33 protein-coding genes are annotated in these 24,306 nt (G+C 39.2%); 2 read left to right on the top strand and 31 right to left on the bottom strand.

What is annotated here, in order from left to right:
* Positions 1–29: 29 nt before the first annotated feature.
* The 26 genes from FDO66_RS07060 to FDO66_RS07180 form a co-directional block, all read right to left on the bottom strand.
* The gene (locus FDO66_RS07060) at positions 30–347 is read right to left on the bottom strand and encodes a hypothetical protein (protein WP_141431941.1); all 318 of its coding nucleotides are present in this window, start codon (positions 345–347) and stop codon (positions 30–32) included.
* Between the two features lie 15 nt (positions 348–362).
* On the bottom strand, positions 363–608 hold the full coding sequence (locus tag FDO66_RS20780; protein WP_181444482.1) for a hypothetical protein: 246 nt from the start codon (positions 606–608) through the stop codon (positions 363–365).
* Positions 609–769: 161 nt separating this feature from the next.
* Positions 770–1,111: a hypothetical protein gene (locus tag FDO66_RS07065; RefSeq protein ID WP_141431942.1), complete on the bottom strand. Its 342-nt coding sequence runs from the start codon at positions 1,109–1,111 to the stop codon at positions 770–772.
* Positions 1,108–1,305: a hypothetical protein gene (locus tag FDO66_RS07070; protein WP_141431943.1), complete on the bottom strand. Its 198-nt coding sequence runs from the start codon at positions 1,303–1,305 to the stop codon at positions 1,108–1,110. Before FDO66_RS07070 ends, FDO66_RS07065 begins: the two co-directional genes overlap by 4 nt.
* On the bottom strand, positions 1,302–2,072 hold the full coding sequence (locus FDO66_RS07075) for an ATP-binding protein (protein WP_141431944.1): 771 nt from the start codon (positions 2,070–2,072) through the stop codon (positions 1,302–1,304). The genes FDO66_RS07070 and FDO66_RS07075 overlap by 4 nt, the downstream gene beginning before the upstream one ends.
* Positions 2,050–2,241 carry a hypothetical protein gene (locus tag FDO66_RS07080; RefSeq protein WP_141431945.1) on the bottom strand — a complete coding sequence of 64 codons (192 nt, stop codon included), beginning with the start codon at positions 2,239–2,241 and terminating at the stop codon, positions 2,050–2,052. Before FDO66_RS07080 ends, FDO66_RS07075 begins: the two co-directional genes overlap by 23 nt.
* A complete protein-coding gene (locus FDO66_RS07085) occupies positions 2,238–2,462 on the bottom strand; it encodes a hypothetical protein (protein ID WP_141431946.1) in 225 nt (74 codons plus the stop codon). The genes FDO66_RS07080 and FDO66_RS07085 overlap by 4 nt, the downstream gene beginning before the upstream one ends.
* Positions 2,463–2,718: 256 nt before the next feature.
* On the bottom strand, positions 2,719–2,943 hold the full coding sequence (locus FDO66_RS07090; protein WP_141431947.1) for a hypothetical protein: 225 nt from the start codon (positions 2,941–2,943) through the stop codon (positions 2,719–2,721).
* Complete coding sequence (locus FDO66_RS07095) at positions 2,940–3,806, bottom strand: hypothetical protein (protein WP_141431948.1); 867 nt, start codon at positions 3,804–3,806, stop codon at positions 2,940–2,942. Before FDO66_RS07095 ends, FDO66_RS07090 begins: the two co-directional genes overlap by 4 nt.
* Positions 3,807–3,811: 5 nt before the next feature.
* Positions 3,812–4,156, bottom strand: a complete 345-nt coding sequence (locus FDO66_RS07100; protein ID WP_141431949.1) for a hypothetical protein — start codon at positions 4,154–4,156, stop codon at positions 3,812–3,814.
* A gap of 18 nt (positions 4,157–4,174) precedes the next feature.
* On the bottom strand, positions 4,175–4,486 hold the full coding sequence (locus FDO66_RS07105) for a hypothetical protein (protein ID WP_141431950.1): 312 nt from the start codon (positions 4,484–4,486) through the stop codon (positions 4,175–4,177).
* Positions 4,483–4,698 (bottom strand): hypothetical protein, encoded by a 216-nt coding sequence (locus FDO66_RS07110; protein WP_141431951.1) that lies wholly within the window; start codon positions 4,696–4,698, stop codon positions 4,483–4,485. The genes FDO66_RS07105 and FDO66_RS07110 overlap by 4 nt, the downstream gene beginning before the upstream one ends.
* Positions 4,695–4,934: a M20 family metallopeptidase gene (locus tag FDO66_RS07115; protein ID WP_141431952.1), complete on the bottom strand. Its 240-nt coding sequence runs from the start codon at positions 4,932–4,934 to the stop codon at positions 4,695–4,697. Before FDO66_RS07115 ends, FDO66_RS07110 begins: the two co-directional genes overlap by 4 nt.
* A 116-nt stretch (positions 4,935–5,050) precedes the next feature.
* A complete protein-coding gene (locus FDO66_RS07120) occupies positions 5,051–5,443 on the bottom strand; it encodes a DUF1642 domain-containing protein (protein ID WP_141431953.1) in 393 nt (130 codons plus the stop codon).
* Positions 5,444–5,458: 15 nt separating this feature from the next.
* Positions 5,459–5,644 carry a hypothetical protein gene (locus tag FDO66_RS07125; protein ID WP_141431954.1) on the bottom strand — a complete coding sequence of 62 codons (186 nt, stop codon included), beginning with the start codon at positions 5,642–5,644 and terminating at the stop codon, positions 5,459–5,461.
* Between the two features lie 249 nt (positions 5,645–5,893).
* Positions 5,894–6,346 carry a hypothetical protein gene (locus tag FDO66_RS07130; protein WP_141431955.1) on the bottom strand — a complete coding sequence of 151 codons (453 nt, stop codon included), beginning with the start codon at positions 6,344–6,346 and terminating at the stop codon, positions 5,894–5,896.
* A gap of 3 nt (positions 6,347–6,349) precedes the next feature.
* Complete coding sequence (locus FDO66_RS07135; protein ID WP_181444483.1) at positions 6,350–6,694, bottom strand: hypothetical protein; 345 nt, start codon at positions 6,692–6,694, stop codon at positions 6,350–6,352.
* A 206-nt stretch (positions 6,695–6,900) separates the two neighbouring features.
* Positions 6,901–7,884: a tyrosine-type recombinase/integrase gene (locus tag FDO66_RS07140; RefSeq protein WP_141431957.1), complete on the bottom strand. Its 984-nt coding sequence runs from the start codon at positions 7,882–7,884 to the stop codon at positions 6,901–6,903.
* Positions 7,885–8,646: 762 nt separating this feature from the next.
* Entirely contained in the window at positions 8,647–9,156 is a 510-nt protein-coding gene (locus FDO66_RS07145; RefSeq protein WP_141431958.1) for a metallophosphoesterase family protein, read from the bottom strand.
* A 4-nt stretch (positions 9,157–9,160) separates the two neighbouring features.
* Positions 9,161–9,760, bottom strand: a complete 600-nt coding sequence (locus FDO66_RS07150) for an XTP/dITP diphosphatase (RefSeq protein ID WP_141431959.1) — start codon at positions 9,758–9,760, stop codon at positions 9,161–9,163.
* A gap of 30 nt (positions 9,761–9,790) precedes the next feature.
* The gene (gene rph / locus FDO66_RS07155; RefSeq protein ID WP_141431960.1) at positions 9,791–10,549 is read right to left on the bottom strand and encodes a ribonuclease PH; all 759 of its coding nucleotides are present in this window, start codon (positions 10,547–10,549) and stop codon (positions 9,791–9,793) included.
* A gap of 113 nt (positions 10,550–10,662) precedes the next feature.
* Positions 10,663–11,730, bottom strand: coding sequence for a GerMN domain-containing protein (locus tag FDO66_RS07160; protein WP_141431961.1), 1,068 nt, complete (start codon positions 11,728–11,730; stop codon positions 10,663–10,665).
* 164 nt (positions 11,731–11,894) lie between these two features.
* Positions 11,895–12,710, bottom strand: coding sequence for a glutamate racemase (gene racE / locus FDO66_RS07165; RefSeq protein ID WP_141431962.1), 816 nt, complete (start codon positions 12,708–12,710; stop codon positions 11,895–11,897).
* 10 nt (positions 12,711–12,720) lie between these two features.
* On the bottom strand, positions 12,721–13,179 hold the full coding sequence (locus FDO66_RS07170) for a MarR family winged helix-turn-helix transcriptional regulator (RefSeq protein WP_141431963.1): 459 nt from the start codon (positions 13,177–13,179) through the stop codon (positions 12,721–12,723).
* A 164-nt stretch (positions 13,180–13,343) separates the two neighbouring features.
* Positions 13,344–13,568, bottom strand: a complete 225-nt coding sequence (locus FDO66_RS07175; RefSeq protein WP_141431964.1) for a helix-turn-helix domain-containing protein — start codon at positions 13,566–13,568, stop codon at positions 13,344–13,346.
* Positions 13,569–13,744: 176 nt separating this feature from the next.
* A complete protein-coding gene (locus tag FDO66_RS07180; protein ID WP_258535644.1) occupies positions 13,745–14,365 on the bottom strand; it encodes a hypothetical protein in 621 nt (206 codons plus the stop codon).
* A 214-nt stretch (positions 14,366–14,579) separates the two neighbouring features.
* Between FDO66_RS07180 and FDO66_RS07185 the strand changes: the two genes are divergently transcribed.
* The gene (locus FDO66_RS07185) at positions 14,580–14,891 is read left to right on the top strand and encodes a hypothetical protein (RefSeq protein ID WP_141431965.1); all 312 of its coding nucleotides are present in this window, start codon (positions 14,580–14,582) and stop codon (positions 14,889–14,891) included.
* Between the two features lie 80 nt (positions 14,892–14,971).
* Here the strand turns inward: FDO66_RS07185 and sdhB are convergent, their stop codons facing one another.
* From sdhB to FDO66_RS07200, 3 genes are all read right to left on the bottom strand, one after another.
* The gene (gene sdhB, locus FDO66_RS07190; protein ID WP_141431966.1) at positions 14,972–15,727 is read right to left on the bottom strand and encodes a succinate dehydrogenase iron-sulfur subunit; all 756 of its coding nucleotides are present in this window, start codon (positions 15,725–15,727) and stop codon (positions 14,972–14,974) included.
* Positions 15,728–15,730: 3 nt separating this feature from the next.
* A complete protein-coding gene (gene sdhA / locus FDO66_RS07195; RefSeq protein WP_141431967.1) occupies positions 15,731–17,494 on the bottom strand; it encodes a succinate dehydrogenase flavoprotein subunit in 1,764 nt (587 codons plus the stop codon).
* 206 nt (positions 17,495–17,700) lie between these two features.
* Positions 17,701–18,309, bottom strand: coding sequence for a succinate dehydrogenase cytochrome b558 subunit (locus FDO66_RS07200; protein ID WP_141431968.1), 609 nt, complete (start codon positions 18,307–18,309; stop codon positions 17,701–17,703).
* Between the two features lie 344 nt (positions 18,310–18,653).
* Between FDO66_RS07200 and FDO66_RS07205 the strand changes: the two genes are divergently transcribed.
* Positions 18,654–19,112 (top strand): YslB family protein, encoded by a 459-nt coding sequence (locus tag FDO66_RS07205; RefSeq protein ID WP_395939757.1) that lies wholly within the window; start codon positions 18,654–18,656, stop codon positions 19,110–19,112.
* A 400-nt stretch (positions 19,113–19,512) separates the two neighbouring features.
* Here the strand turns inward: FDO66_RS07205 and FDO66_RS07210 are convergent, their stop codons facing one another.
* Positions 19,513–21,324 (bottom strand): glycoside hydrolase family 66 protein, encoded by a 1,812-nt coding sequence (locus FDO66_RS07210; RefSeq protein ID WP_141431969.1) that lies wholly within the window; start codon positions 21,322–21,324, stop codon positions 19,513–19,515.
* A gap of 80 nt (positions 21,325–21,404) precedes the next feature.
* Positions 21,405–23,963, bottom strand: a complete 2,559-nt coding sequence (locus FDO66_RS07215) for a glycoside hydrolase family 31 protein (RefSeq protein WP_141431970.1) — start codon at positions 23,961–23,963, stop codon at positions 21,405–21,407.
* Positions 23,964–24,306: the final 343 nt, after the last annotated feature.

A 24,306-nucleotide genomic window follows, 5' to 3' on the forward strand; every position in this document is an offset into this window, starting at 1 on the left:
CGCTCTCCTTAATTCGTAATTTGTGTCAACTATCGAATACTTTCGCTTCTATCCAACTTCAACATTAACTCAAGCACATCATCCGTCTTAACCGCATCATCCATCCGACCAAGTTTCAGCCTTAATTCGTTCCATTTTCGCACATAATCGCGATCAATCAGCTTATCATATCGTTCCTCCCACACGTTGCGCCAATATATCGCTTGCTTGTTTTCTTCCGTCACCGCCTCGTACAACATCCGGTAAATATCGCTCCTTACTTGGTCTGGCAAATGCGTACTCAACGCGACCTGCATTACGTGGATTAATTCTTCCGCTTTGTATTTGTACAAGTATAATTCCGCCATTCTAACGTCCTCCTTTTATTTTGACGAATCTATCAAACTAGCGTCCACTTTGACGATTTCCTCAAAGGCGCGCCGTATTACGTTCTTGCTTCCCTCTTCAATCCGGTACAGTAATTCGCCAATCATTTCGTCATCTATCGGACCATATCGGCGTACTTGCTTTACTAGCATTTCGTCATCTTTCTCGATCACATACGATTGTCCGTCAACCTCCGCAGGCACAACGAAATATTTATGCGTCACCTTTATCTGCATATTCATTTCGTCATCAATTCCGCAAGCTTCAACGTTAAATAATCAACGTGCGCCTTGTACGCTTCATCGCCGAATTTGTCCGCAAGTGCTTTATAGTCGTTCAATTCGTCGAGCAGCGCGTTAACTTTTACTTCGCGTTCCTTGCGCTCCTTCTTGCGTCTTTCCGCCTATTGCGCCGATAATTCGCGTGCTGTCAGCTTGCGTGGTTCTTTCGCCATTTTAACCGCCTCCTTTTCATAGGTATCCGGCCATCCGTCGCTATCGTTCTGCACTAGCCTATACGCGATATAATCCTTCGCCATGATTGCCGGCACAACTATCGACAAATCTTCCTCGTCAGCTTCAAGCCAATCACCTGTTTGTACGTCGTGCAATTCGTAAACCATGTCCGTCCATTCTTCCTCCGGATAATGCCAGTGTTCCGTGCGCCAACCGTCGACTTGGAACACGCGAGGAAAGTAGCCGGCAACACGGACCAAATCGCCGAAGTTAAAGCGTTGTTTCGTCATTCGGTCGCCTCCTTCACCTCGATTAACACAGCGTACATCTTGCGATAGCCGTCTTTTGGACTGTGCCACTCGCTTCCTTCTCCTTGACCTTGATAGCGCCTGATTTTACTGCCGTTTGACCACGCTGTTACTACGTTAACAACATCGAAACCTTGCGTTATTAGCGATTCCTTTATTCGTTCCCTTTCGTTCATTTCTTACGCATCCCCCTTTTGCTCGTTCCGCTGAAACTCAATACCGCGCAATGGTCACGAAGCCTATCGTATAATCTCGCGTCAAAAACTTGCGACATTTCCTCGATTGGCAAATTAGACGTATAGCAACTCGGTAGCCCATTCGCCACCCTTGCGTTAATGATCGAATGCAAATCCGCCCTAAACGCTTCGGTCGCCTGCCTTACGCCAATATCGTCGAGCACACAATATTGCGCCTGTTTCGCCAGTTCCATTTGACGGTAATATTCGCGCGATGCTCGTTCCGCAACATCAGCCGGAATGTTGGCACGATTAAATTCGTTATATAACGTCTGCCAGTTATTTACGTCAAGGAAGTAAACCGGTCGCTGCAACGGTTGCCTATTCCGTTTCAACGATCCAATATAATGTTGCGTTAAATATTCGTTAGCGATCGCCGATGCAGTCGTTGTTTTGCCCGTCCCAGGACTTTCGCTGAAAAGGAACAGCGATTTAATGCGTTCAGCGTCCGTCTCAAACATGCGCTCGAACGTCCGAACATATGCATCAACGTTTTTATAGACATCCGGCTGACTAGCGCGCGCTGGCGAATTGGCAAGCGTCACGAGCCGGTAATCGCTCGGTATATTAGCAACGCCAGCTCGACCGCTTTTGCCGGTCATGCCATGCAAGGCAATAAATGCGCCGCACGTTCGGTTGCATTTCGCCGTGCCTGCGAGTGAGCAATGGTCAGCCAACAGACAATTATTCGCATGAGTGTTCGTCAAACTGTTCCGCCTCCTTCCTATCGATTCGCTTTCGAACTGTACGTTCGAGCTTCGTTCGTTTGCGTTTATCTTCGCCTTTTACACGTGGTTCACTCGCCCCATCTAGCGTATAATCATATCCGGTGTAAGTCTTGTCGCTTGAACGTTTTAATATGCGGTTAAGGTTCAATAACCATCGACCTCCGTTTCATCGAACAGCTCAAACACGCGTTTGACTTCTTGGCGCGCTTGTTCGAATGTTTCGTGGGAAAATACGCTATTACAAACTATTTGGCAAAGTTCTTCCGTCAGTTCCTTTACACGTTCGTCCACTGACGCTTGTTCTTCCGCCTGCTTTGCTACCGCAACAAATTCCGGTGTTCCCCACGTCATTCCCTTTACGCTTGTCATTCCGCAACACCTCCGTATTCATAATGGCGATAACACCGCTGACAATGGACGGTGCTTTTCGTGCCTTCTTCCGTCAGATAATTGACGTTTCCGCATTCGGGACACTTCGATGGATGCAACGGTCCGAGCGCTTCGCTGACGGTAAGCCATCCATTTTCGCTCCTCCACCTCGCACAGTTTCCGCGCAGGCAGTCGCCGTTGATGTTCGGGTCTGTCTTGCGGAAACGTTCGAGGCAATAGCATTTATCCGTGGTCATTAGCGATTCATCCCTTTTCCGTGGATTGCGCGATATACCATAATCGGATACCACAGCGAAAGAAGAACGCCAATGACGCCTACGAAGCCATATAATCCGCCAAATTCCGTTATCATAACGTAAGATAGCGTGAATATAACAAACGCTACAAACGCCGAATTTACGAGCAAGACGAACTTTTCAATTGGATGCAGATTAACTTTCGAATTTTCGAACGTATTCATTCCGCCACCACCTTCGGTTCATTTTCGCGACTGTCGTCGATGATTTCATAACGTATATATTTCAATAGTCCTTTACGTACCATACCGGAATTTACATCCGTCTTAAATTCGGAACCATTTAACTCTCTATACGCACTAGTTTTAATAACATCACCCACTCGAACCTCCGTCGGCTGTGGCACCGATAAATACTCCGCAGGCACTTCGAGTCCTAGCGCACGGCGAAGGCTGATTGCGCGTCCTATGTGAGCGTTAAAGCAGTCAGTCGGCCCACATTTGGCGATGCCTCGAAAGCTAGTATGCGTTTTTCCGTATAAATCGTAAGTGATATAGCAAACAACGGTACGTTTCTCGCGATTAATTTCGAAGTTCACCTTTTCCGTTTTAGGATCAAATGCGCTAGGCGGATACATTAACGAAGTACATCCTGCACGCCAAGTCGTACTTAATTCCGTAACATCGCGCTTTGCCTTTTCAATGATTTCGTCGCGTGATTCCTGACGTTGTTCGGATAGAAATTGACGCCCTGTTTTCGGCACTTCCGGCACCTTTCCGTTTGACAATCGGTCTTCCAGCGCAGTCACTTTCGATTTTAATTCCGCAATTTCCGCATGCATTTGTTCGATGATTCCGTTGTTCATTCCGATTTCCACCTCCGTAATTACTTCGTATTCGCTATAATCAATAAAATCCGATTGTTCTTTTACATAAACGTCACCCTTTGCGACAGCGTTTGCTTCAACCACAGTAAGTATGTCCCCGTTTTTATACGCTTGGTCCCATAGTGGTTCCGCCTTCGTAATCAAAATACGTTCGCCAACCTTTGCGTGTCGTTTTTCCGTGCGATAGCCCGTTTCATTCATGCTACCTACCACCATTCCGTTAAATTTGTACTGCTCGTTTGTTCTTCGTGCGATTCCGCCAAATGTCGTCTCTTCTCGTCTGCAAGCACTCGCGGCAATATACGCGCCCTTTGATACGAAAACATAAACGCGAAATTTAAGCCAGGGTAGTCGCGCGTTGGTCGGTAGTCCGCAAAGCATGCATCTATGAACTGGCGCACGACATCAACGCCATATTGCGCTATCATCGTTTTAAGATTACGCCCTTCCATCGCGTAATTGTTGCTGACGTAATCAATTCCGTATACCTCGACGTGGCGTTGCTTTAAGTGCTCTCGGAGAATTGTTACGTCTGATTTCCGTTTAGGCATTACGCACCTACCTCCTTTCTACAGCGCCTTTTTCAGCGCTTCATACGCTTGCTCAACGATGCGTAGGCGCTCGATTTCGGCGATTAGTAGGGGAATGTCTTGACGGGCGTTGGCGATGAATTCTACGTTTTGCTCGGCACCCTCTTTTACGTGTCTTCTAGTTTGCCCTACGCTGACAATCCGCGAACTATAACGTGAAGATGGATTTACTGTTCTCACAACCGTATTCTTACCACTGTAAACTCCGTCGATCTCTTCATCAATCTCCCACGGTCCAGCCGAAGCCTTTTCCGCCCGCTCTTTTATTGCGGCGAGTTGTTCGTCAGTCATTTCCAGTCCTCCTTTACGTATTTTTCCGCTGTAAATTCGCCATACCCAAAATTCCTACGTTTGATAAACGCGATCTTACTTAACGCTTTTGCCTCGCTTTTTGCGACTTCAAGACCGCCGAAATCGTTAAGATACGGAATACCATCGCTATAAATTACGTAAACCACATTCGGGTTAAATCGGTTAAGTTCTTCGAGCGTTTTTCCGCTCATTTTACCGCCTCCAATCCGTCTAAGTATTCGTTGACCGCCTTCGTTAGCTCGAAATTCTCATCGGGATTGTTCGTGATTGTAAATTGCTTCGTACCCTGCGACGTGTGCAAGTCGATTGCGACTACGATTTTAAATCCGGGATGAATCGTTGGACTTACGTATCGTACTGCGGATATTTCCGAGCAACGTTTCATGATTGCATTTAGTTCAGTTAGCGTTGTAGATTTACGTGCCATTTTATCGCCCCTTTTCCTCGTGTATTATCGTCGTTTTAAGCGCCTTTATTGCGTCCGAGACTATTTGTATTACTTCGTGTTTAAAACGTCTATATGCGACTGTTTGACGGCTTAAATTAGGCGTTAATGCCTTCAAGTTTGATGCTGAGAATATCTAGCATTTCTTTAATAGCAATCACCTGTCCTTTATAATATTGCGCCCGCACCGACCATCCTACTGCCAATTCGCGGTGATACTCTGCCGACCGTGCGTTGAAGTACTCGCGCAATCTTTCTTCGGGCGACTTGGCGATTTCATAGCCGTTGACTAGTGCTCGTATATAGTCTAGTCGGCTGTCTTCGAAATACTTTATAATAGCGCCATACCACTGACGATATTCTCGTTTATACCGCTCTCCAAACTTTTCAATGTTGATTAAATCTAATTCGTCCATACCTAGATGAAACCGAAAACCTTCGACTGCTTCGGCGACTTCTTTCGGTAAAACTACCTTTTTGATTTCGGACATTTTTCGTGTGCCTCCTTAAAAATTTAATAGCGCTAAGTGCAATTCGTCTGCTCTGTGAATGACGTTCTGCGGCGTTAACTGATCGCCTTCATATACGAATAATGCTCCGTACCCTTCCTTGTAATACGCGTCTGTACGACGTCCTGTTTGTGCGTAAATACGTCGCTGTAATTCGATAATACCTCGCGTAAAGTCCGGCATGCGAATCGACCCTTTCTGCGTAAATTGGTGGCGCGTGGCTGGCGCCTGTTATTTATTACTACTTTGTATTTACTTCTTTGCGGATAATAGATAAGTAGTACATTTTCGCATAATCTTTTATAAGCGTAGCGACATTATTGATTTTTATAATGGCGCAATTATTTAATCTTTTTAAATAAGTCTTTTTATATTTATCTTTTTCATTAACACTACAAGAGATATAAATCTACATAGCTAAAGAGATAACTTTCAGGCAAGTAATTTAAGCCCCTGCTCCTTACCAAGCAGTTTTCCTATGTTTGTATGCTTCGTAATCACTTGGCGTAACCTTTCCCTTATAACAGCCTCTTGTTCGCGAAACTTACGTCTATCCATTGGATCATTGACAATGTAAATGATTTTGTCCTTTCCGCGACCAACAGGCTTATACTCGATTTTTATTAATCCAACCGCCTCCAATATCGAATCAAGAATCGGTAATGTCGAATAACTTAGCTGAAATTTTTCTACGACATTAGTGCGTCCATTCCACGACTTTCCGAACGTTTCCTTTTCCGACTCATGATTTCGGTAACGCAATAGGTATAGATAGTATAGTGTCGCCTTGTCGCCTATATATGGATGGTACAAGTCGAAAACTTCATGATACATCATCGTAAATCCATCGCGTAACTCTCCGGTGCGAATATATGCGTTTGACACCCTTTAACACCTCCGATAAGTTAAAGTAATAGTTGCGTAGATTTTAAGGTAAATAATTAAATCGCTGTCTAAAACAGATAAGATCAATCTTTCAGATTTATCTCGCATAAGTTCTGGATCATAAATATGTTGGTCGTCGTTATAAAGATACTCCATCTCATCAAAAGGAACATAGGTTTCTAAATTATGCTTTTTTATCACTCTTGAAACCTTTTTTCTACAAATACTTAATTCCCTAGAAATTTGGCAATTGTTATATCCCATATCTAGTAATTCTTGAACATCATCTATATATTTATCATATACGCCCGTCAATAGCCCCTTTCCCGTGTGATTTTTCGTATTCAATATATAATAGGCAGGAGAAATAAAATTCGCGCACTTTAACGAAAAACTCCTCCTATATTTTTATACGGATCAAAACTCCTATGTGGACATTTTCCATGTGATTTTTCTCTGGCACATAATAATACCCGCGTCATTTTCACTTCGCGCACTTTTACGCAAAAAAAATAACGTCAACCCTCGAAAGGATTGACGCCATAATTTCGCTACTATAAATATTTTCGTAAATTCTCTGCTATTTCTTCTTTATCCAAATGTAAATATTGTGAAGTTACCGCTAAATTACTATGACCGAGCGCCTTTGAAATCTCCGCTATGTTCGCGCCCTTGTCCAACAAAGATTTCGCGAACCCCCTACGCAGCGCATGCGGATTTATATTTTTCAAACCGTATTCTTTTGCGTATTTATTCAGCCTCTTTTGTATATTGTTGTTAGACGGACCTGTTGCGATTATACCGCCGTGAATCGTTATAAAGACGTATTGGTTGTCCTGTTTATACTCGCGCCGTATCTCGTCATTCTGACGCGTTAGAACGGTTAGCAAACGGTGCAGTATATCGTCAAACGGTAAAAACAGTTGCTCGTGGTTCTTCATGATTGCGCCGTCAAGACGTAGTATTTTTTGCTCCAAATCAACGTGCTTCTTTTCGAGTTTTACAACCGTTCCGACGCGGATACCCGTCTTATACATTAGAAGAAGCGCTGTAGCATCGCGTAGCTGTACGAAGTCGTTTAGGTCAAGCACGGACAGCAAAACGCGAATCTCTCGGTCTGTGGCGCCTTCTTTAACGTGGCTGTCAACCTTCACGTTCACTTTCCGCCAAAACCGACCCTTTACCCATCCGTTATCAAAACAGCGCGACAAGAACGCTTTTACGCACTTTATACGCGTTAACTTCGTCTGCTTTGACACGTTCATACTTCCGAGCCAATTATATAGATGATCCGTTTCGATTTCGTCAACATATGTAAGTTTCGTTATTTCCGCGAAGTGGTTGACGTACACATTATAGTCGCTGATTGTGCGGGGTCTGTTTCCGCTGATTGTCATTTGACGCGTTATAATTTCGAGAGCTTTTTCGATTGTCATACGATCGGGAGACGGTTTGTTGACCGCTGGACTGGACGCTTTCTGCGTAAAAATTCCGCTCAAATCTTCATCGACGGATAAAATTTTCTTCTTTTTCGTCAAATAAAAAACCTCCTATAACGTTAAACTATATCGAGCAAGTATCGGAAATAATCGCTTATTTGACCGATGCATTGACCGTTTCATTTAACGCTATAGAAGGTTGATTTGACGGGCTTTATCGCCCATTTCTGTTACGTCCCAGGAGAGATTCGAACTCCCGACCGACGGCTTAGCATACCACCATGACTTTCGCCACCAACTATTTGATTGTTTGTAGTCTGGACTATATCTTCACCATTTCAGGTGCGACACGTGTAGTCTCTACGGAACCTCACGATAATCATTTGATTATTCTTCAGAGCTCTTACCTCTAAGCAAACGCTCAACCTTTCAAAGCTCTTCAATCTCTATAAAAGAGATCGTAAGTTTCCTCGGTATTACCATCAGCATGATCTGTTAAGGCTTCACCGATATAGTGTCGTCCACTCAATAGGTTTCTGTTTCCCTATTGAGGCTCCTAATTGAAGGCCGTTGCTCTATCCTGCTGAGCTACTGGGACAATACCTTGTCTCGAGGACATTTTTTATTATATGGAATAACAACAGAAAAGTCAACATAAAAAATGAAATATTTTTTAAAAATTAGTTAGAGGGAAAAACTTCCCTCCTCTAAGAAAAGCGGAAGCGCTTTGTTCAGTCCTGAAGAAAAATGTTCTTTTGACTCAAAAAGCGCTTTTTACTTTTAGAGTCAAAAGGTGATTTTTCACAAGGGCTAAGCGCTGTAGCTAGACACCAGTCCACCTTCAAAAAATTAATAATTCCCTTAAAAAGTAAACTCTTTCCTCAATGCTTCTATTTCTCCACCTTGGATGTCGTATACATGCAACAACAGTTTGTTTCCTACAATATCAAGGATGACATATGTTTTTTCTTTTCGTCCTCGCGGTAGCCTTATACTTCCTGGGTTAATAAATAGAATGTTGTCAATCAACTCAGCTCCCAGTTCATGAGAGTGTCCAAAACAAGCGATAGCAGCGTTTAATTCTTTTGCACGATAAGATAATTTCATCAAGCTGCTTTTGACGGAATAGAGATGACCGTGTGTGGCAAAAAGTTTAAAGCCACCTACATCCTCTAGCACCTCATTAGGGAATCGACTATCATAATCACAATTACCTCTCACTTTAACATATCCATTAAGCTCTTTGTCATCGTAAGCAAGCTCAGAGTCTCCACAATGAATAAAGAGTTCTACTTCATCCCTATGTCTATCTCTCAGCTTACTAAGCTCAGAATCCAAACCATGACTATCACTCACAATTAAAATTCTCATGATATTAGACCCCTTTAAAGGATTTTAGTTGTTCTTCTAGCTTTTCTAATGCTTTTGCACGATGACTAATTTGATTCTTTATATTTGGTTCTATTTCAGCCATTGCTTTTTGCTTCTCCGTTACAAAGAAAATCGGATCATACCCAAACCCATGAGCTCCTTTGCGCTCCCTTAAAATGCTTCCTTCACACGTCCCATAAACGGTAAAGGAAGGTTTACCTGGCATTGCAACGGCTAGAGCACAATAAAATCTCGCTGTTCGGTTATTTTCTGGGACTTGTTCCAATTCAGTAAGAACTTTATCTATATTAGCTTCATCACTTTTATCAAGGCCAGCATATCGAGCTGAAAAAATTCCCGGTCTACCTTCAAGTGCGTCCACGATTAAACCAGAATCATCTGCAATAACTATTTTCCCAAGTTCTTTTGCTACAGCTTCAGCTTTTATAATGGCATTCTCTTCAAAAGTAGCTCCTGTTTCCTCAATTTCATCAATGGCTGGAAAATCTAATAGCGTTTTCACTTGAAAGCCAAGCGGTAAAAGCATATTTTGAAATTCTTTCGCTTTCCCCTTATTTTTAGTTGCAATGATTACTTCCTGCATATAACGATCTCCTCTTAGAGCATTTTTTCTTTACTTGGTTTCACTTTTGTTCATAATCATTTCCGTTATTTGTTCTCCTAATGCTCCTTTTTGAACTTGGATGACTTCATTTAACCCTTTTTGTGCTACCTCCAGTAAGCTTTGCAGCTCTTGATAAGAAAACGTTGATTCTTCTCCAGTCCCTTGAAGCTCAACAAATTCACTATTTCCCGTCATGACTACATTCATATCAACCTGTGCACTAGAATCCTCACTGTAATTTAAATCTAATGCCACCTGTTTATCTTCTAATATCCCTACACTTATAGCTGCCAGAAAATCTTGGATCGGATATTTAGATAGCTTCTTTTCCTCGAATAATTGATGTAAAGCTTGAGCAACAGCGACAAAAGCGCCCGTTATTGAGGCGGTCCTTGTTCCTCCATCTGCTTGGATAACATCACAATCAACCCATACGGTTCTTTCACCGATGGCTTCTAAATTTACAACCGCTCGTAATGCACGGCCTATCAGGCGTTGAATTTCCATCGTTCTTCCTGTCACTTTACCCTTGGAGGATTCTCGAATCGTTCGCTGCTCTGTTGCTCGTGGAAGCATCGAATATTCAGCTGTTACCCAGCCTTTTCCCTCTCCCCTCATAAAGGGAGGTACACGGTCTTCAATACTGGCCGTACAAATGACCTTTGTCTCCCCAACTCTGATTAAGACAGAGCCCTCAGGGTGCTTTAAAAAACTAGTTTCAATATGTATCGGTCGTAATTCTCCAGACTCTCGTCCATCTATCCGCATTCGTTCATTCCTCCAATTCGTATCCTTTAACCATTATGAATGAATAAAGAAGAGGTGGCAAAAAATGCCTCCCCTTTTCTATTTCACTATATAGTATAACAAATTCTTTTTTTTTAAAAACTACCTGTGTTCACATTTTCGGGACGAGTTACTGGTTCTGACAACTTATCACCTTTCTCATTGACAAGCTCAGATTTCCCATTTACCTTTACGGCAACTTCTTTTATCCCACTTTGTTCTGTTAATGATAGAACGAGAGAATCAAGCAGTTGCTTAGAAATCATATTCTCCTTCAGACCACCATAGATTGCCTCGTTAAAATTAAGTGTTACAACTCCATTGTCAATCTTAGGATCATCTAGTAGCTTAACATCAGGTAAAAACTCTGTAAGTAAATGAGAAGAATGTACTGGCCCACTTACAAGTTCAGCAACAGTGGCTTTAATATTATTGTTCTCTTCACTACTTACACGTTTTGTAATCGGAACATAATAATTCGAACCTTCTTCTCCTCCGATATAATAAACGGTTATAGCTTTTGTATTGGTAATATCCACAACATCTGCAGTGTCTATATTAATTCCATTTTTTCTGCTTAATGTTCCCTCAATCGGCGTTCCATTCACTGGCATTTTCGTTAATTCATGGCCATTCATTTGCAGCTTAACCTTTTCAACGGAATCAAACTGAGTGAGTGTCCACGTGACTGCTTGCAGAATCTTCATTTCCTCCTCAGGTTTATAATTTGAAAATTCCTTCGAAAAATCAACAGTAGCTGTTTTATCTTTGATGCTTACACTTAATTTTGTATCAACAGGTAAGACCGCCTTAAAACCATTCGGCAGCATCTCTGTAATAGGTCCATTTTGAACTAAGTATTCCAATGCCTGTTTAGCTACAGAATTTGTTTTTGGTAAATTCAACGTTTGTGGCACGATATAGCCGTTCTTATCAAGTAAATAAAGTTCAGTTGGAATTGAACTGACTTGTTCTTCACTCGCCTTATCCTTTTTGGTTTCTGCTTGCTCTGCGGTCGTTGTTTGATCTCCATCAGAGTAGGTTTCTTCCTTAGGAGGATCTATCTCTTGCTTTTTTCCCCCTCCAAGTAGTCCACAACCCGATAGTATTAATACTAAACTAAGTATGGCAGACACTAAAGTTGCTTTTTTATTCTTAAACATCTTTAATCACTCCTAAGACAATTTGTACTACATGTATACGAGCTTTATTAAAATTTAGACCGTCTTATATAAAATTAGGAGTGATTAATAACTCTTTTTGTCTAGTTTAGATTTTTTTTCATAGAAAAAACGCAGAGCTTTTGATGAACTGCGTTTCTTATAATCTATATACTTCTATATATTTTTTCAAGTTTAATATTTTTTACGTATTCAATTTTACGTTCGAGCCATTTCGATGCAATTTTTTCAAATATTTTACTAGAACCAGTTGTATAAAAGTGATACACAGGCTCTTTTTCGGTCATATTCAACAACCGTTGATGAGAAAGAATGGTACTAACTTCACGAGCTGTTTCCTCTCCAGAGCTTATCACTTTAACGGTATTTCCCATCACATTCTGTATTGTTGATCCTAGCAGTGGGTAATGTGTACAGCCAAGTATTAACGTATCTAATCCTTTATTTTTTAATGGCAGTAAAGTCTCTGCTACAATTTTTTTTGCAACTGGCCCTTCATATTCTCCACTCTCAACTAAAGGAACAAATTTAGGACAGGCGAGACTTTTCACAACAATGCGATGATTAATTTGGGTTAAAGCCTTTTCATACGCTCTGCTTTTTACTGTACCAATGGTGCCTATTACCCCTACATGATTATTTTGCGTCATTTTAATTGCTGTTCGAGCTCCTGGAAATATTACTCCAATGACAGGAATCGATAGCTCTTTTGATAACTCATCTAAAGTAACAGCTGTTGCTGTATTGCAAGCTATTACAAGCATTTTAATGTTTTTCTGTAATAAAAAATGGGTCATTTGCCATGTAAAATCTCTTACTTCATCACTTGAACGTGGTCCATAAGGACATCTAGCTGTATCTCCTATATACACTAGGTTTTCATTTGGAAGCTGACGAATGATTTCCTTTGCTACAGTCAAACCTCCAACACCTGAATCCATAACACCTATTGCCTGTTCCACCAATACCGCCTCATTCTTCCCGCATTTCCTGATGCAATTTCATTAAACAATTTTTTAACACAACGATTTCTTGGTCTGAATAATCTTTTAAAATCTCCTGTAAATAATTTTGTCTCTTTTTCAATACATCCTCTAGAATAAGCTCTCCTTCTTTTAGCAGATGGATGCGTACTACTCTTCGATCATTCGGATCCTTCACTCTTTGAACCAAATTATTTTTTTCCATTCGATCCACTAAATCCGTTGTAGTGCTGCAGGCTAAATACATCTTATTAGATAGATCGCCAATCGTCATATCTCCATCTTCAAATAGCCACTGCAGTGCAACAAATTGCGGAGGAGTGATTGGATAATTGCTTAAGATCTCTCGCCCCTTTTGCTTAACAATCACAGATATGTATCTTAAATCCTTTTCTATATCAGTAACGAAATCAAAAAACTCGTTTGTTTTCATTTTTTCAAGCTCCATAATGGACATCCCCCATTTAAGGTTAATCACTATTTTTAACAATTGCTTTTATTTTCTACCTTTTCATAGAAAATATCAAGAAAGAATTAGCTGACTTTACTCACCAAATGAAACAATTTTTTCCTAAAGTGTTAACCGGCACCTAATTAGGGTGCCGGTCTAGATTAAAGTTCTAGCTCTCCCATTCGAAGGAGCTCTACAACAGCTTGTGAACGCCCCTTAACACCAAGCTTTTGCATGGCATTTGAAATATGATTTCGAACTGTTTTCTCACTAATAAATAGTTCATTGGCAATTTCTTTCGTTGTTTTGTCTTGGACTAACAGTTCGAATACTTCTCTTTCTCGTTTGGTGAGTAACGGCTTGTGAGTATAATCATTCTCCTTCAAGTATTGTAACCCTCCTTGCCTTCGCCAGCTATGAACATTGGGGTGGGTATATATTTAGTCAACATATCATATGTGAATGGAAGGACTGGAGTGACTACATTTGAAGAAGAGAATAGGATTTTTTTTCAAATTGTCGTTTGAATTTACTCTCCTTTTTAAACTATCTCTTCAATAGCTTAATAAGACCCTACAAAATACCAATTTTCATCTAACTTTTCGACTTGTTTGAAGTCTCCATCAAAATCACGGTTACTTGGCCTTTGATCATTAGGTGAATACACAAACCCTGAAAAATTATCTAATACTCCACGGAAAGTGAAGAATAACACCGAAGAATCATCACCATTTTTATCAATGATAATTTCCCCGCCACCTTTAGATAATTGGGCATATTTTTCTGGTAATTGGATAAGTGTTGAATTGTGTGAAACATTAGGCTTTAGTGTACCTTTTTCCACCATCCGAATTACTTCTTCTCTATCAGATTTATTCATTTTGAAGTCTATATCTAATACTATTTTGGTGAATGGAAAGAAAATCACTAACAGGATGGTTATGCCTTGAATTATTATCGGCTTCCATTGAAAACCTTTTCGTATGCTTAAAATGGATATAAATATCACCACGAAGGCAAAGCCATAAACCACCAGTGATAATAAGGGCATTAGAAATGGAGTTAAAATCTCAATGATACTCCACTGGAAAATTTGATAAAGAATAACTAGAATACTGCTTATAATTGATAGAAATAACAAACTATTTAATTTCATGATTGGCCAACTTTCTAGATTTTTCATTTGAGGAATACCCTTCAAATCCTTGATTTTCTCAAAATATGGCTGTTTTTAATTTTTCAATCCTTATGTAACTAAATTACCTTTAGTGAATGTTACCATATAATCCCACTTTATATGTCGATTCTTTACTTTTTTTGTCGAATCTATAGTGATTTTCTCCTCATTTTTATAGAATGAATTTAGTTCCAATTAATTATTATAGGAGGGATAACACATGAAAATATCAACAATATTAAAGTGGGTTACAGGTGGATTAGAAGCAATATTAGGCATTCCTGTACTCGGAGGGGCAATTGTATTATCATTACTTTGGACTCCACTAGGCTTAATGTTAATCTTGCATATCGCTACTCTTGTTTTTTCATCAAAAGAAAATGAAAAATTACATGGAAGCATTTTAGGGATTGTAACTTCTATTCTCGGTTGGATCCCATTTGTCGGAATGATCTTACATATTATATCAGCAATTCTATTAATGGTAGATGCTTATAAATCAAAAAATGAAAGTGTCGCTCAAAATAGTTAATAAGAGAAAAAGGTACATATTAGTCAACCTTTTAAAAAACCTCTATTGGCAAAATAGCCAATAGAGGTTTTGCTGATTTTTTAATGATCACTTCCAAAAAAGCTTTTAAACGCTTGAATGCTTGTTTCTCGATTTAAAGCGGCAATCGAGGTTGTTAAAGGAATTCCTTTAGGACATGACTGAACACAGTTTTGTGAATTTCCGCAATTGGCTAAGCCGCCATCTCCCATAATAGCCTTTAGGCGTTCCTCTTTATTCATTTCTCCTGTTGGATGAGCATTAAACAGTCTTACCTGTGAAAGCGGGGCTGGACCGATAAAATTGGACCTGCTATTTACATTTGGACAAGCTTCTAAACAAACTCCACATGTCATACATTTTGAGAGCTCATATGCCCATTGACGTTTTTTCTCAGGCATCCTTGGACCTGCACCTAAATCGTATGTTCCATCAATCGGGATCCAAGCTTTTACTTTTTTCAAAGAGTCAAACATTCGACTTCTATCCACTTGTAAGTCACGAACAACAGGGAAGGTTCTCATAGGATCTAATCGAATTGGCTGCTCAAGTTTATCAATAAGAGCTGTACAGGATTGACGAGGCTTCCCATTAATAACCAATGAGCAAGCGCCGCATACCTCTTCTAAACAATTCATATCCCATGCCACTGGTGTCGTTGCTTTCCCACTTTTATTAACTGGATTTCGACGAATTTCCATTAAAGCAGAAATAATATTCATATTCGGACGATAGGGAATTTCAAATTCCTCCACATAAGGGGGGGTGTCAGGACGATCTTGACGTGTAATCGCTAATGAAATCGTTTTTTCTGCCATTCCTTAGTTCTCCCCTTTCTTCGATTTAGAATAATCTCGTTTTCGCGGCTTTATTAACGAAGTATCTACATCTTCATAATGAAAGGTTGGTGCAGAGCTTGAGTCAACAAAATTCGCCATCGTTGTTTTTAAAAAGTCTTCATCGTTACGTTCAGGAAACTCCGGCTTGAAATGTGCGCCTCGACTTTCATTACGATGATAGGCTCCCAGTGTAATCACTCTTGCAAGCTGAAGCATGTTCTCTAGTTGTCTCGTAAAAGCCGCCCCTTGATTGCTCCACTTACTCGTATCATGAATATTAATATTTTGATAGCGTTCGAGCAGCTCTTGTATTTTTTCATCTGTTTGCAAGAGCTTGTCATTGTATCGGACAACAGTTACATTATTCGTCATCCATTCCCCTAATTCCTTATGCAATACATAAGCATTCTCATTGCCATCAAGAGTTAAGATTTGCGTCCACTTCTCTTCCTCTTTTTTGATAGCTTGTTCAAATAATGATGAAGGAAGAGCATCAGTGCTTTTTTCTAAGCCGTGTATATACTCAACCGCCTTTGGACCAGCAACCATCCCTCCATATATCGCAGATAAAAGCGAATTTGCCCCTAATCGATTGGCACCGTGCTGAGAATAATCACATTCCCCCGCCGCAAATAAACCTGGAATAGAAGTCATTTGATCATAGCCTACCCACACGCCGCCCATTGAATAGTGAACAGCTGGGAATATTTTCATCGGAATTTTATGCGGGTCATCTCCCATAAATTTTTCATAGATTTCGATAATCCCTCCAAGCTTAATATCTAGCTCTTTCGGATCTTTATGTGAAAGGTCCAGGTAAACCATATTTTCTCCATTGATTCCCAGCTTCTGATCAACGCATACGTGAAATATTTCACGTGTAGCAATATCACGTGGAACTAAATTTCCATAGGCTGGATATTTTTCCTCTAAGAAATACCAAGGCTTCCCGTCTTTATATGTCCAAATTCTTCCCCCTTCCCCACGTGCTGACTCACTCATTAATCGAAGCTTATCATCCCCTGGAATGGCGGTTGGATGAATTTGAATAAATTCCCCATTCGCATAGGAAGCTCCTTGCTGATATACAATCGATGCAGCTGAACCTGTATTTATGACAGAATTCGTTGATTTTCCAAATATAATACCTGGTCCACCTGAAGCGATAATTACAGCATCAGACGGAAATGATTCAATTTCCATTGACGTTAAATTTTGGGCAACAATTCCTCTGCAAAGACCTTCCTCGTCTTTAATAACCCCTAAAAACTCCCATCCTTCATATTTTGATACTAGACCATCTACTTCATATCGACGAACCTGTTCATCTAATGCATAAAGCAGCTGCTGCCCAGTTGTTGCACCAGCAAAAGCAGTTCGATGGTATTGAGTCCCTCCAAAACGTCGAAAATCTAACAATCCTTCTGGTGTACGATTGAACATGACACCCATTCGATCTAATAAATGGATAATACCAGGTGCCGCTTCAGCCATAGCTTTGACAGGAGGTTGATTAGCAAGAAAATCTCCACCGTAAACTGTGTCATCAAAATGCTCCCACGTGGAATCTCCTTCCCCCTTTGTATTAACAGCTCCATTAATCCCACCTTGTGCGCATACAGAGTGAGAGCGTTTAACTGGAACTAAAGAAAACAACTCAACCTTCGTGCCTGATTCTGCTATTTTTATTGTTGCCATTAAGCCAGCCAAACCGCCTCCGACTATAATCACCTTACCTTTACCCAACGCGATTCACTCCCTTAACCCCATCATAAAGTTTCGTAATCTAAGATTCTCAAGAAAAGCGCAAGGCGCCTGCCTATCGGCGAAAAGCATAAGACGAATCACGCAGAAAATCCTGATTTTTGGAGTGATTTGGCTTATGACTCGAGTCGATGGCGCCTGGAGCTAGACATTTATCAACCTTCAAAAAACTTAAACTTTCTTTCTCTTTAAACAAAGGCTGTAATTGCACGAATGCCTACGATTGATAAAGCAATAAAAATGATAAGAGTAATATATGTAGATATTAATTGAGAACGTGGACTAACGGTAATTCCCCAGCTTACAAAGAAAGACCAAAGCCCATTTGCAAAATGAAAGGTCGTAGAGATGACTCCGATTAAATAAAACCAAAACATGGCTGGGTTAGACAATATTTTCTCCATCATTTGAAAATTTACATCTTCTCCTAGTGCAGCAGCAATACGTGTCTCCCATACATGCCAAGATACAAAAATAAGCGTAATAACTCCTGAAATACGCTGTAATAAAAACATCCAATTTCGAAAATAACCAAATTTATTCGTATTATTATTACCTGTAAAAGCAATATAAAGCCCGTATACCGCATGAAAGATTAATGGTAAAAATATCACAAAGATCTCTAAGAAAATGCGAAAGGGGAGACTTTCCATAAAGTGTGCTGCTTTATTAAATGACTCTTCTCCTCCCGTTGCAAAATGATTCACAACAAGGTGTTGCGTAAGAAACAAACCTACTGGAATGACACCAAGCAATGAATGCAATCTGCGAAAATAAAACTCTCGATCACCTGCCATACGATTACCCTCCCTAAAGGATCAAATGATAATTAGGTTTTCTTTACTACTCTATTCCCCATAATTTACGTCTATTAACCTAATGATCAAATGAAAAAATAATTTAAGTTTTTACAATAATGTGACAAGATTATTGTACTCTTATCCTAAAAACGGGTCAAGAAAACGGATACATTCTATTTGTTTACATTTTTTGATTTTTTCCATTTTAATCTATCGACATTAACTATTTTCATACTTTTTTCGCTAGATTGTAAAGTAAGACACCCATCTACCTTCAAAAAAGTTATATTTTCTAATCTATGAAAAAATTATATAATTAGATTAAGAAAGAGGGGAGAATATTGAACAAAGCAAAGCTAATAAATGAAATTTTTACAGAGAACAACATAGAAACTGTTCCTGTATTTGGATATGAATTATTACGTGAAGTGCTCATACCTGATTTATTAGGAAAGGATGCCGCAGAAATCCTTTATTGGGCAGGCAAGAAATTAGCAAGAAAGTACCCTCTTAAATCATATGAAGAAGCGGTACATTTTTTTCAAGAAGCTGGGTGGGGTCAGCTAACCCTTAAATCAGAGAAAAAAAACGAGCAAGAGTTTGAGCTAGAAGGACCGATTGTAACAAAGCGATTAAGTAAAAAGGAAGAGTGTTTTTTTCAACTCGAAGCTGGTTTTTTAGCTCAACAAATTGAACATCAAAAAAATGTTGTTTCAGAAGGGTATGAACAACCGAAAAAGCGTGGAGGTAAAGTACAATTTACAATCAAGTGGGATAGTAAAGATTCCTCTCCTTATTAAGAATAAGCGTAAGCGCCTTTGCTCATCGACGTAAAGTTCTGGACTGAATCGAGTGAGATAAAGGAAACACGAAGAGCGCAAGCTTCGATGTTGACTTATCGTAGACAAGGTGAGGGAAGCACTTCTAGTCGATAGGGTGCTGGCCGATTAAAAGCGCCACGTCCTGTGGCAACATCGGCACTAGTACATCCTATACGTCGGAGCTAGACAGTAATCTAACTTTAGACATAAATTCTGATTATATAAGAAAACCGCGCAAGCGACTGAAGCTAGATACCAGTCTACCTTCCAAAAACTTATACTTTCTTCCATATTAAACAAAGCACCAAACCAATCCAAGACGGATTTGTTTGGTGCTTTATTTCTGGTCTCACTCATCTTTTTATTACATTACGTACTGCTATTTTTCATACTCCATCACTGCCATATCCCAATATTTAAGGCTTGGGAGTGTAAATGTAACTGCTTTATTTTCTTGTTTAAAGTCAAGAGAAATTGGAATGCTGTTTTGTTTGTCAGGAGAAGCCAACCAAACTTTTTTAATGTTTCGCTTCTCTTCTATTTGAACCGTTAATGGTTCACGGTCTTGCGGCTCTGCTTGACTTGCATTTGTATCACGCCATTCTAATGTTGTCGCATCGAAAAAATTAATAAAGTGAATCACCTTTTGATTCTCTTTTTGCTTCGCAAAACTCCAAATTTTCCCTTGTTCTGGCTGAGAAGAGAAATGCACCCAATCAGACGAATGAATAGAGACCGGAACCTCTTGCAGATTATCACGCAGCAGATTTTCATAAGCCACTAGAAAATCATAATAATGCATTAAACTGCTCTGTAAGGATGGACTCATTTTTAAATTTTCATGCGGAAAATATTCTTTCGATAGCATATGTTCACCCAGTTCTAAGTGAGAACCACCAGATGCGAAAATCACACTGTTTGCGAGTAAAATACCAGGTGTATTAAATTCACCTTCATGATTTGAAAACATATAATTCATATAAGCTGCTAAAACTGTATTATGTTTTCCTTGTGAGAACTTGTTGTTCTCATCAATAATACGTTTTAAATCACCAAAATATTTGTATTGATCCCATACCTCCGTGTATAAAAAGTCAACTGGTGACCTGCTAAGCTGTTCTTGTCCATACTGATTGACAGCATTCATAACTAAGCTTTTATTCTCCATTTCCATTTTTGCCTTTTCTAAAAAAGATTGGAATGATTGATCCAATTCCAGTTTTTCGCCATCAAAGTCATACACATTTTCTCTTGGACCAAGCTGGTCGATATGCCAGCCATCAAAAGGCAAAGCTTTATACACTTTTTTTTGTTGATTAAATAAATATTCCTGCCATTCTGGATGAGCTGGATTTACTAAAAACACATCACTTTTCCAATTATCAGGTAATGGATGAAAGTCGTGCGCATTTTTTTCCTGATCTTTAAATAAACGCCACTCTCTTTTTACCCCATCCTTCTCCGCTTCCGCAAAAGCTCCATATAGTAAATTATAGGCCATTGCATTAATGTTTCGTTCATGGACTAAATCGATATACTTTTTAATCGTCTGCAGCGAGGTTGAACGATTTGCAATATCGTCCCAATAAGCTGCAGGCTCATTGTTTTCTAATTTAATAGGCTGATGATGTTTATAATGCCAATCATAAAATTGCAAGCCGTTAATATGATACCGATTCAACTTGGAAATAACAGATTCCATTTCTTCTTTAGGCATATCATGAAACTTTGAAAGAAATCCATATCGCGGAAACTTAGACCAGCTGCTTGAAACATCTACTGCAATCGTTTGTTGATCTTGTTCGGTTTGAGATTCATATTGCACATGAACTAAATATCCTTTGAAATCTTCCTTTGGCGGCTGCCATGTCCATTGCAATTCGTTTTTTGTCACTTGAATTTCTTGCTGATCAATAACATCATTTAAATGATAATACGTGATTTTTAACACTCCATTTGTGTACTTATCCAATAACTGAGTAGTAAAATGAATAATTTCATTTGGTTGGTACGAAGCTTGATCCGTTGTCATCCTTTGAATGATATCTTTATCCTTAAGGGCAAGATTTGTTTCTTCTTGTTCAGGCTTTTGCCCAGGTTTAGAGAAAGACTTATTTATTACTGCTGTCACAACTAACATCAAAAGAATTATAAATAAGATGATTAATAAATATATTTTTTTCGGTAGCATAAAAAATCTACCCCCTCGTTAAAAACTGCCTAGTTGTAAAAGAAGGAACTAACTCAGCTGTTAGTCCCTTCTCTATTTCATTATTTATCAAATTTTTGAATTTTAACTTCTTTCTGTTCGTCAACTGAGATACTTACATAAAGTGTTTTCGCATTTGTGTCATAGAAGAATGTGTTTGTTTTCCCTTGAGTTTCTGCAAGCGAACCAACTTCTTGATAATCATTATTCCCAGCTTTAACTTTTGATGGTTTTTCTACATTATTTAATTTTAATGTATATTGCTGCAGTTTTGAATCTTTAAAGCTAGTAACTTTTTTCTCTTGTTCAAATTTAATTAAGTTTTGTTCACGCTCTACTTCAAATTCCGTTAAGTTGTACTCACCTTTTTTGTAATTCTCTGTTTCCCCGTCATCTTCATAGAATGTATACGACGCTTCTTCGTCTACATACGTATCAAGAACAAGGTTTGTTAATGGTTTCTCATCAGTATACTGCTGTACTTCACGAGTAGGGATAATCGATTCTTTTTTCACAAAAATCGGCAAATGTCCAAGTGGTGCATCTACAGTAATAGTTTGTCCGCCTGTATATTCTTTACCAGTCCAGTAGTCTGTCCAGTTAACATCTTTAGGCAGGTAAACTTCACGGGAAGTTTGACCTTGTTTTACGACAGGTGCTAGCATCATTGAGTCGCCAAACATGTATTGATCACTGATATCGTTCGTATTTTCATCGTTTTGGAATTGATAAACAAGCGGTTGTTGAATCGGTTTACCGCTGTCGGCAGCTTCTTTAAATTCATTATACAAGTAAGGAAGTAATTGATAGCGCATTTCAATATACTTTTTACTTATTTTTTCAACCTCCGGACCAAATGCCCATGGCTCTTGACCTTGTTTTACCGTTGCTTTTGCATCACTATCATAGTGGATACGAGAGAATGGCAAGAAGGCACCAACTTCAATCCAACGAGCAAATAATTCTGCAGATGGACGGGCAGCGAATCCGCCGATATCGTTACCCACGAATGACACTCCGGACATACCAACATTCATATTCATTGGAAGTGACATTTGCAAGTGTTCCCAGTTACTTACGTTATCACCAGTCCATAATGCAGCATAGCGTTGTGTACCTGCATACATATCACGTGTTAACACGAAAGGACGAGTATTAGGCTTGTACATTTTAATTCCTTGATGGGTAGCATCCGCTTCATCATGTCCATATAAGTTATGGTATTCTGTATGCAATATCTTGTTATCGTCTGTTCCAAAATAATTATCAAGAGGCATAGTATGTGCATGGCGATCGTCATCAAGGAAGACTGCCGGCTCATTCATGTCATTCCAAATACCGTCAATCCCTTCATTGAGAATGTCACCATGGTTTTTAGCCCACCAATCACGAACCTCTTGTTTAGAGAAATCAGGGAATGCAGAATCTCCAGGCCATACTGGACCGATATAAGGAGTACCATCAGCATTTTTCGCCCAATAATCATTTTTTGTCCCTTCCTGATATATACGATAGTTTTCGTCTTGCTTAACAGCTGGATCGTTAATCGCGATTGCATGGAATCCAGGCATAGATTTTAGTTGTTTTAATGCTTGCTTATATTTCTCATTCCATGTAAACACCCGGAAGCCATCCATATAGTCGATATCAAAATGCATTGTGTCTAACGGAATTTTCTTTTCACGGTATGTTTTTGCTACATTTACGATTTCATCGGCTGTATATTCCCATTTACTTTGGTGTAATCCTAATGTCCATTCTGCTGGAACATCCATTTTTCCTGTTAGATCCGTATAGCGATCGATTACATCTCCTACCTCAGGACCATAAGCAAAGTAATACGTTAATTTACCGCCATTTGCATAGAAATAGTAGTAATCATCTGATTCGCTAGCCATTTCATAATAGGAACGGTGTGTATTGTCAAAGAAAATACCATATGCTTTTTTATCTTTTAATCCGATAAAGAACGGAATGGAAGTATATACATATTTTGTGTCTTTATTGTATGAATAAGCATCTGTATTCCATAAGCCGATGCTATCACCGCGTTTATTGAATTCTAAACCTGTTTGCTCACCAAATCCATAGAAATCTTCATCTTTTTCTGTTTTCTTAAATACATAAGGCTTTCCGTTCTCATAACCAGAAGTATTCTCTTGATTTACATAATCTTCATTGATGACATTTCCTTCTTTATCAAGAAACTTTACACCAAAGGGCTGTTTTTTAATTTCGACTGTGATTTCATCTGTCTTTAGCGTATATGTATCTGCGCTATCAGATGCTTCAAATCTTGGAGTTTTCCATTCTGATTCTTTTTTGGCAATACCTCGGGATTCAAATTCTTTCTCACCCTTTTTTAATACAGAAACTTTTGCAAGATCTTTGTCGAAAATACGAATATAGGCTTCGTTTGTACCTAGGTCAAACTTAACCCCATTCGACAATTTTTCAACTCCTTTAACACTTAGCTTTTGAAGCTTTTCTTTTTGTAGAGGAGTGTCTGCCTCAGGTTGTGTGACTGCTGCCAATGCACTTGGAGCTGCTGATGTAAAGCCGACAGCTGCTGCAAGGGAAAGACTTGCTAAAACTTTTAATGACTTTTTCTTTAAAACCATTTTCCCACCTCGCATAAAATGTCGTAAATACGAGGTAAATATAGCGAAATACAAAATATTTTGTCAACAAGCGCTTTCATGCAAAAAGAAGATGAAGATTAATACCTAGTCACTTTGATATGATATATTTGTAAACGCTTAATTTCACTTAAAATACTCTTTCTGTCTTAAACTGAAATGAACCATTATCTCTAGATGTTACATACAGTAAGCGAAAAATAAATATATTGTCCTACTATTCTTAATTTTGTGTAATAATATGTCCATTATTTACAAAAAAAAGCTTCTCATTCCATTTTAGTTATGAATCATTCTAGCTATTTTTGTAATCTAATGTCATGAT

Source organism: Bacillus sp. 03113, from assembly GCF_006546985.1.
In the GTDB taxonomy this organism is placed as follows: Bacteria; Bacillota; Bacilli; order Bacillales; family Cytobacillaceae; genus VATK01.

Coding starts and splice junctions, on each gene's coding strand:
- FDO66_RS07115 (WP_141431952.1), bottom strand. CDS start 4,934: ATGGCACGTAAATCTACAACGCTAACTGAACTAAATGCAATCATGAAA.
- FDO66_RS07210 (WP_141431969.1), bottom strand. CDS start 21,324: ATGCTACCGAAAAAAATATATTTATTAATCATCTTATTTATAATTCTT.
- FDO66_RS07145 (WP_141431958.1), bottom strand. CDS start 9,156: ATGAGAATTTTAATTGTGAGTGATAGTCATGGTTTGGATTCTGAGCTT.
- FDO66_RS07125 (WP_141431954.1), bottom strand. CDS start 5,644: ATGCCGGACTTTACGCGAGGTATTATCGAATTACAGCGACGTATTTAC.
- FDO66_RS07105 (WP_141431950.1), bottom strand. CDS start 4,486: ATGACTGACGAACAACTCGCCGCAATAAAAGAGCGGGCGGAAAAGGCT.
- FDO66_RS07120 (WP_141431953.1), bottom strand. CDS start 5,443: ATGTCCGAAATCAAAAAGGTAGTTTTACCGAAAGAAGTCGCCGAAGCA.
- FDO66_RS07095 (WP_141431948.1), bottom strand. CDS start 3,806: ATGAATGAAACGGGCTATCGCACGGAAAAACGACACGCAAAGGTTGGC.
- FDO66_RS07150 (WP_141431959.1), bottom strand. CDS start 9,760: ATGCAGGAAGTAATCATTGCAACTAAAAATAAGGGGAAAGCGAAAGAA.
- rph (WP_141431960.1), bottom strand. CDS start 10,549: ATGCGGATAGATGGACGAGAGTCTGGAGAATTACGACCGATACATATT.
- FDO66_RS07085 (WP_141431946.1), bottom strand. CDS start 2,462: ATGACAAGCGTAAAGGGAATGACGTGGGGAACACCGGAATTTGTTGCG.
- FDO66_RS07110 (WP_141431951.1), bottom strand. CDS start 4,698: ATGAGCGGAAAAACGCTCGAAGAACTTAACCGATTTAACCCGAATGTG.
- FDO66_RS07060 (WP_141431941.1), bottom strand. CDS start 347: ATGGCGGAATTATACTTGTACAAATACAAAGCGGAAGAATTAATCCAC.
- FDO66_RS07160 (WP_141431961.1), bottom strand. CDS start 11,730: ATGTTTAAGAATAAAAAAGCAACTTTAGTGTCTGCCATACTTAGTTTA.
- FDO66_RS07090 (WP_141431947.1), bottom strand. CDS start 2,943: ATGAATACGTTCGAAAATTCGAAAGTTAATCTGCATCCAATTGAAAAG.
- FDO66_RS07070 (WP_141431943.1), bottom strand. CDS start 1,305: ATGAACGAAAGGGAACGAATAAAGGAATCGCTAATAACGCAAGGTTTC.
- FDO66_RS07100 (WP_141431949.1), bottom strand. CDS start 4,156: ATGCCTAAACGGAAATCAGACGTAACAATTCTCCGAGAGCACTTAAAG.
- FDO66_RS07065 (WP_141431942.1), bottom strand. CDS start 1,111: ATGACGAAACAACGCTTTAACTTCGGCGATTTGGTCCGTGTTGCCGGC.
- FDO66_RS07185 (WP_141431965.1), top strand. CDS start 14,580: ATGAAAATATCAACAATATTAAAGTGGGTTACAGGTGGATTAGAAGCA.
- FDO66_RS20780 (WP_181444482.1), bottom strand. CDS start 608: ATGAATATGCAGATAAAGGTGACGCATAAATATTTCGTTGTGCCTGCG.
- FDO66_RS07170 (WP_141431963.1), bottom strand. CDS start 13,179: ATGGAGCTTGAAAAAATGAAAACAAACGAGTTTTTTGATTTCGTTACT.
- sdhB (WP_141431966.1), bottom strand. CDS start 15,727: ATGGCAGAAAAAACGATTTCATTAGCGATTACACGTCAAGATCGTCCT.
- FDO66_RS07180 (WP_258535644.1), bottom strand. CDS start 14,365: ATGAAAAATCTAGAAAGTTGGCCAATCATGAAATTAAATAGTTTGTTA.
- FDO66_RS07200 (WP_141431968.1), bottom strand. CDS start 18,309: ATGGCAGGTGATCGAGAGTTTTATTTTCGCAGATTGCATTCATTGCTT.
- FDO66_RS07215 (WP_141431970.1), bottom strand. CDS start 23,963: ATGGTTTTAAAGAAAAAGTCATTAAAAGTTTTAGCAAGTCTTTCCCTT.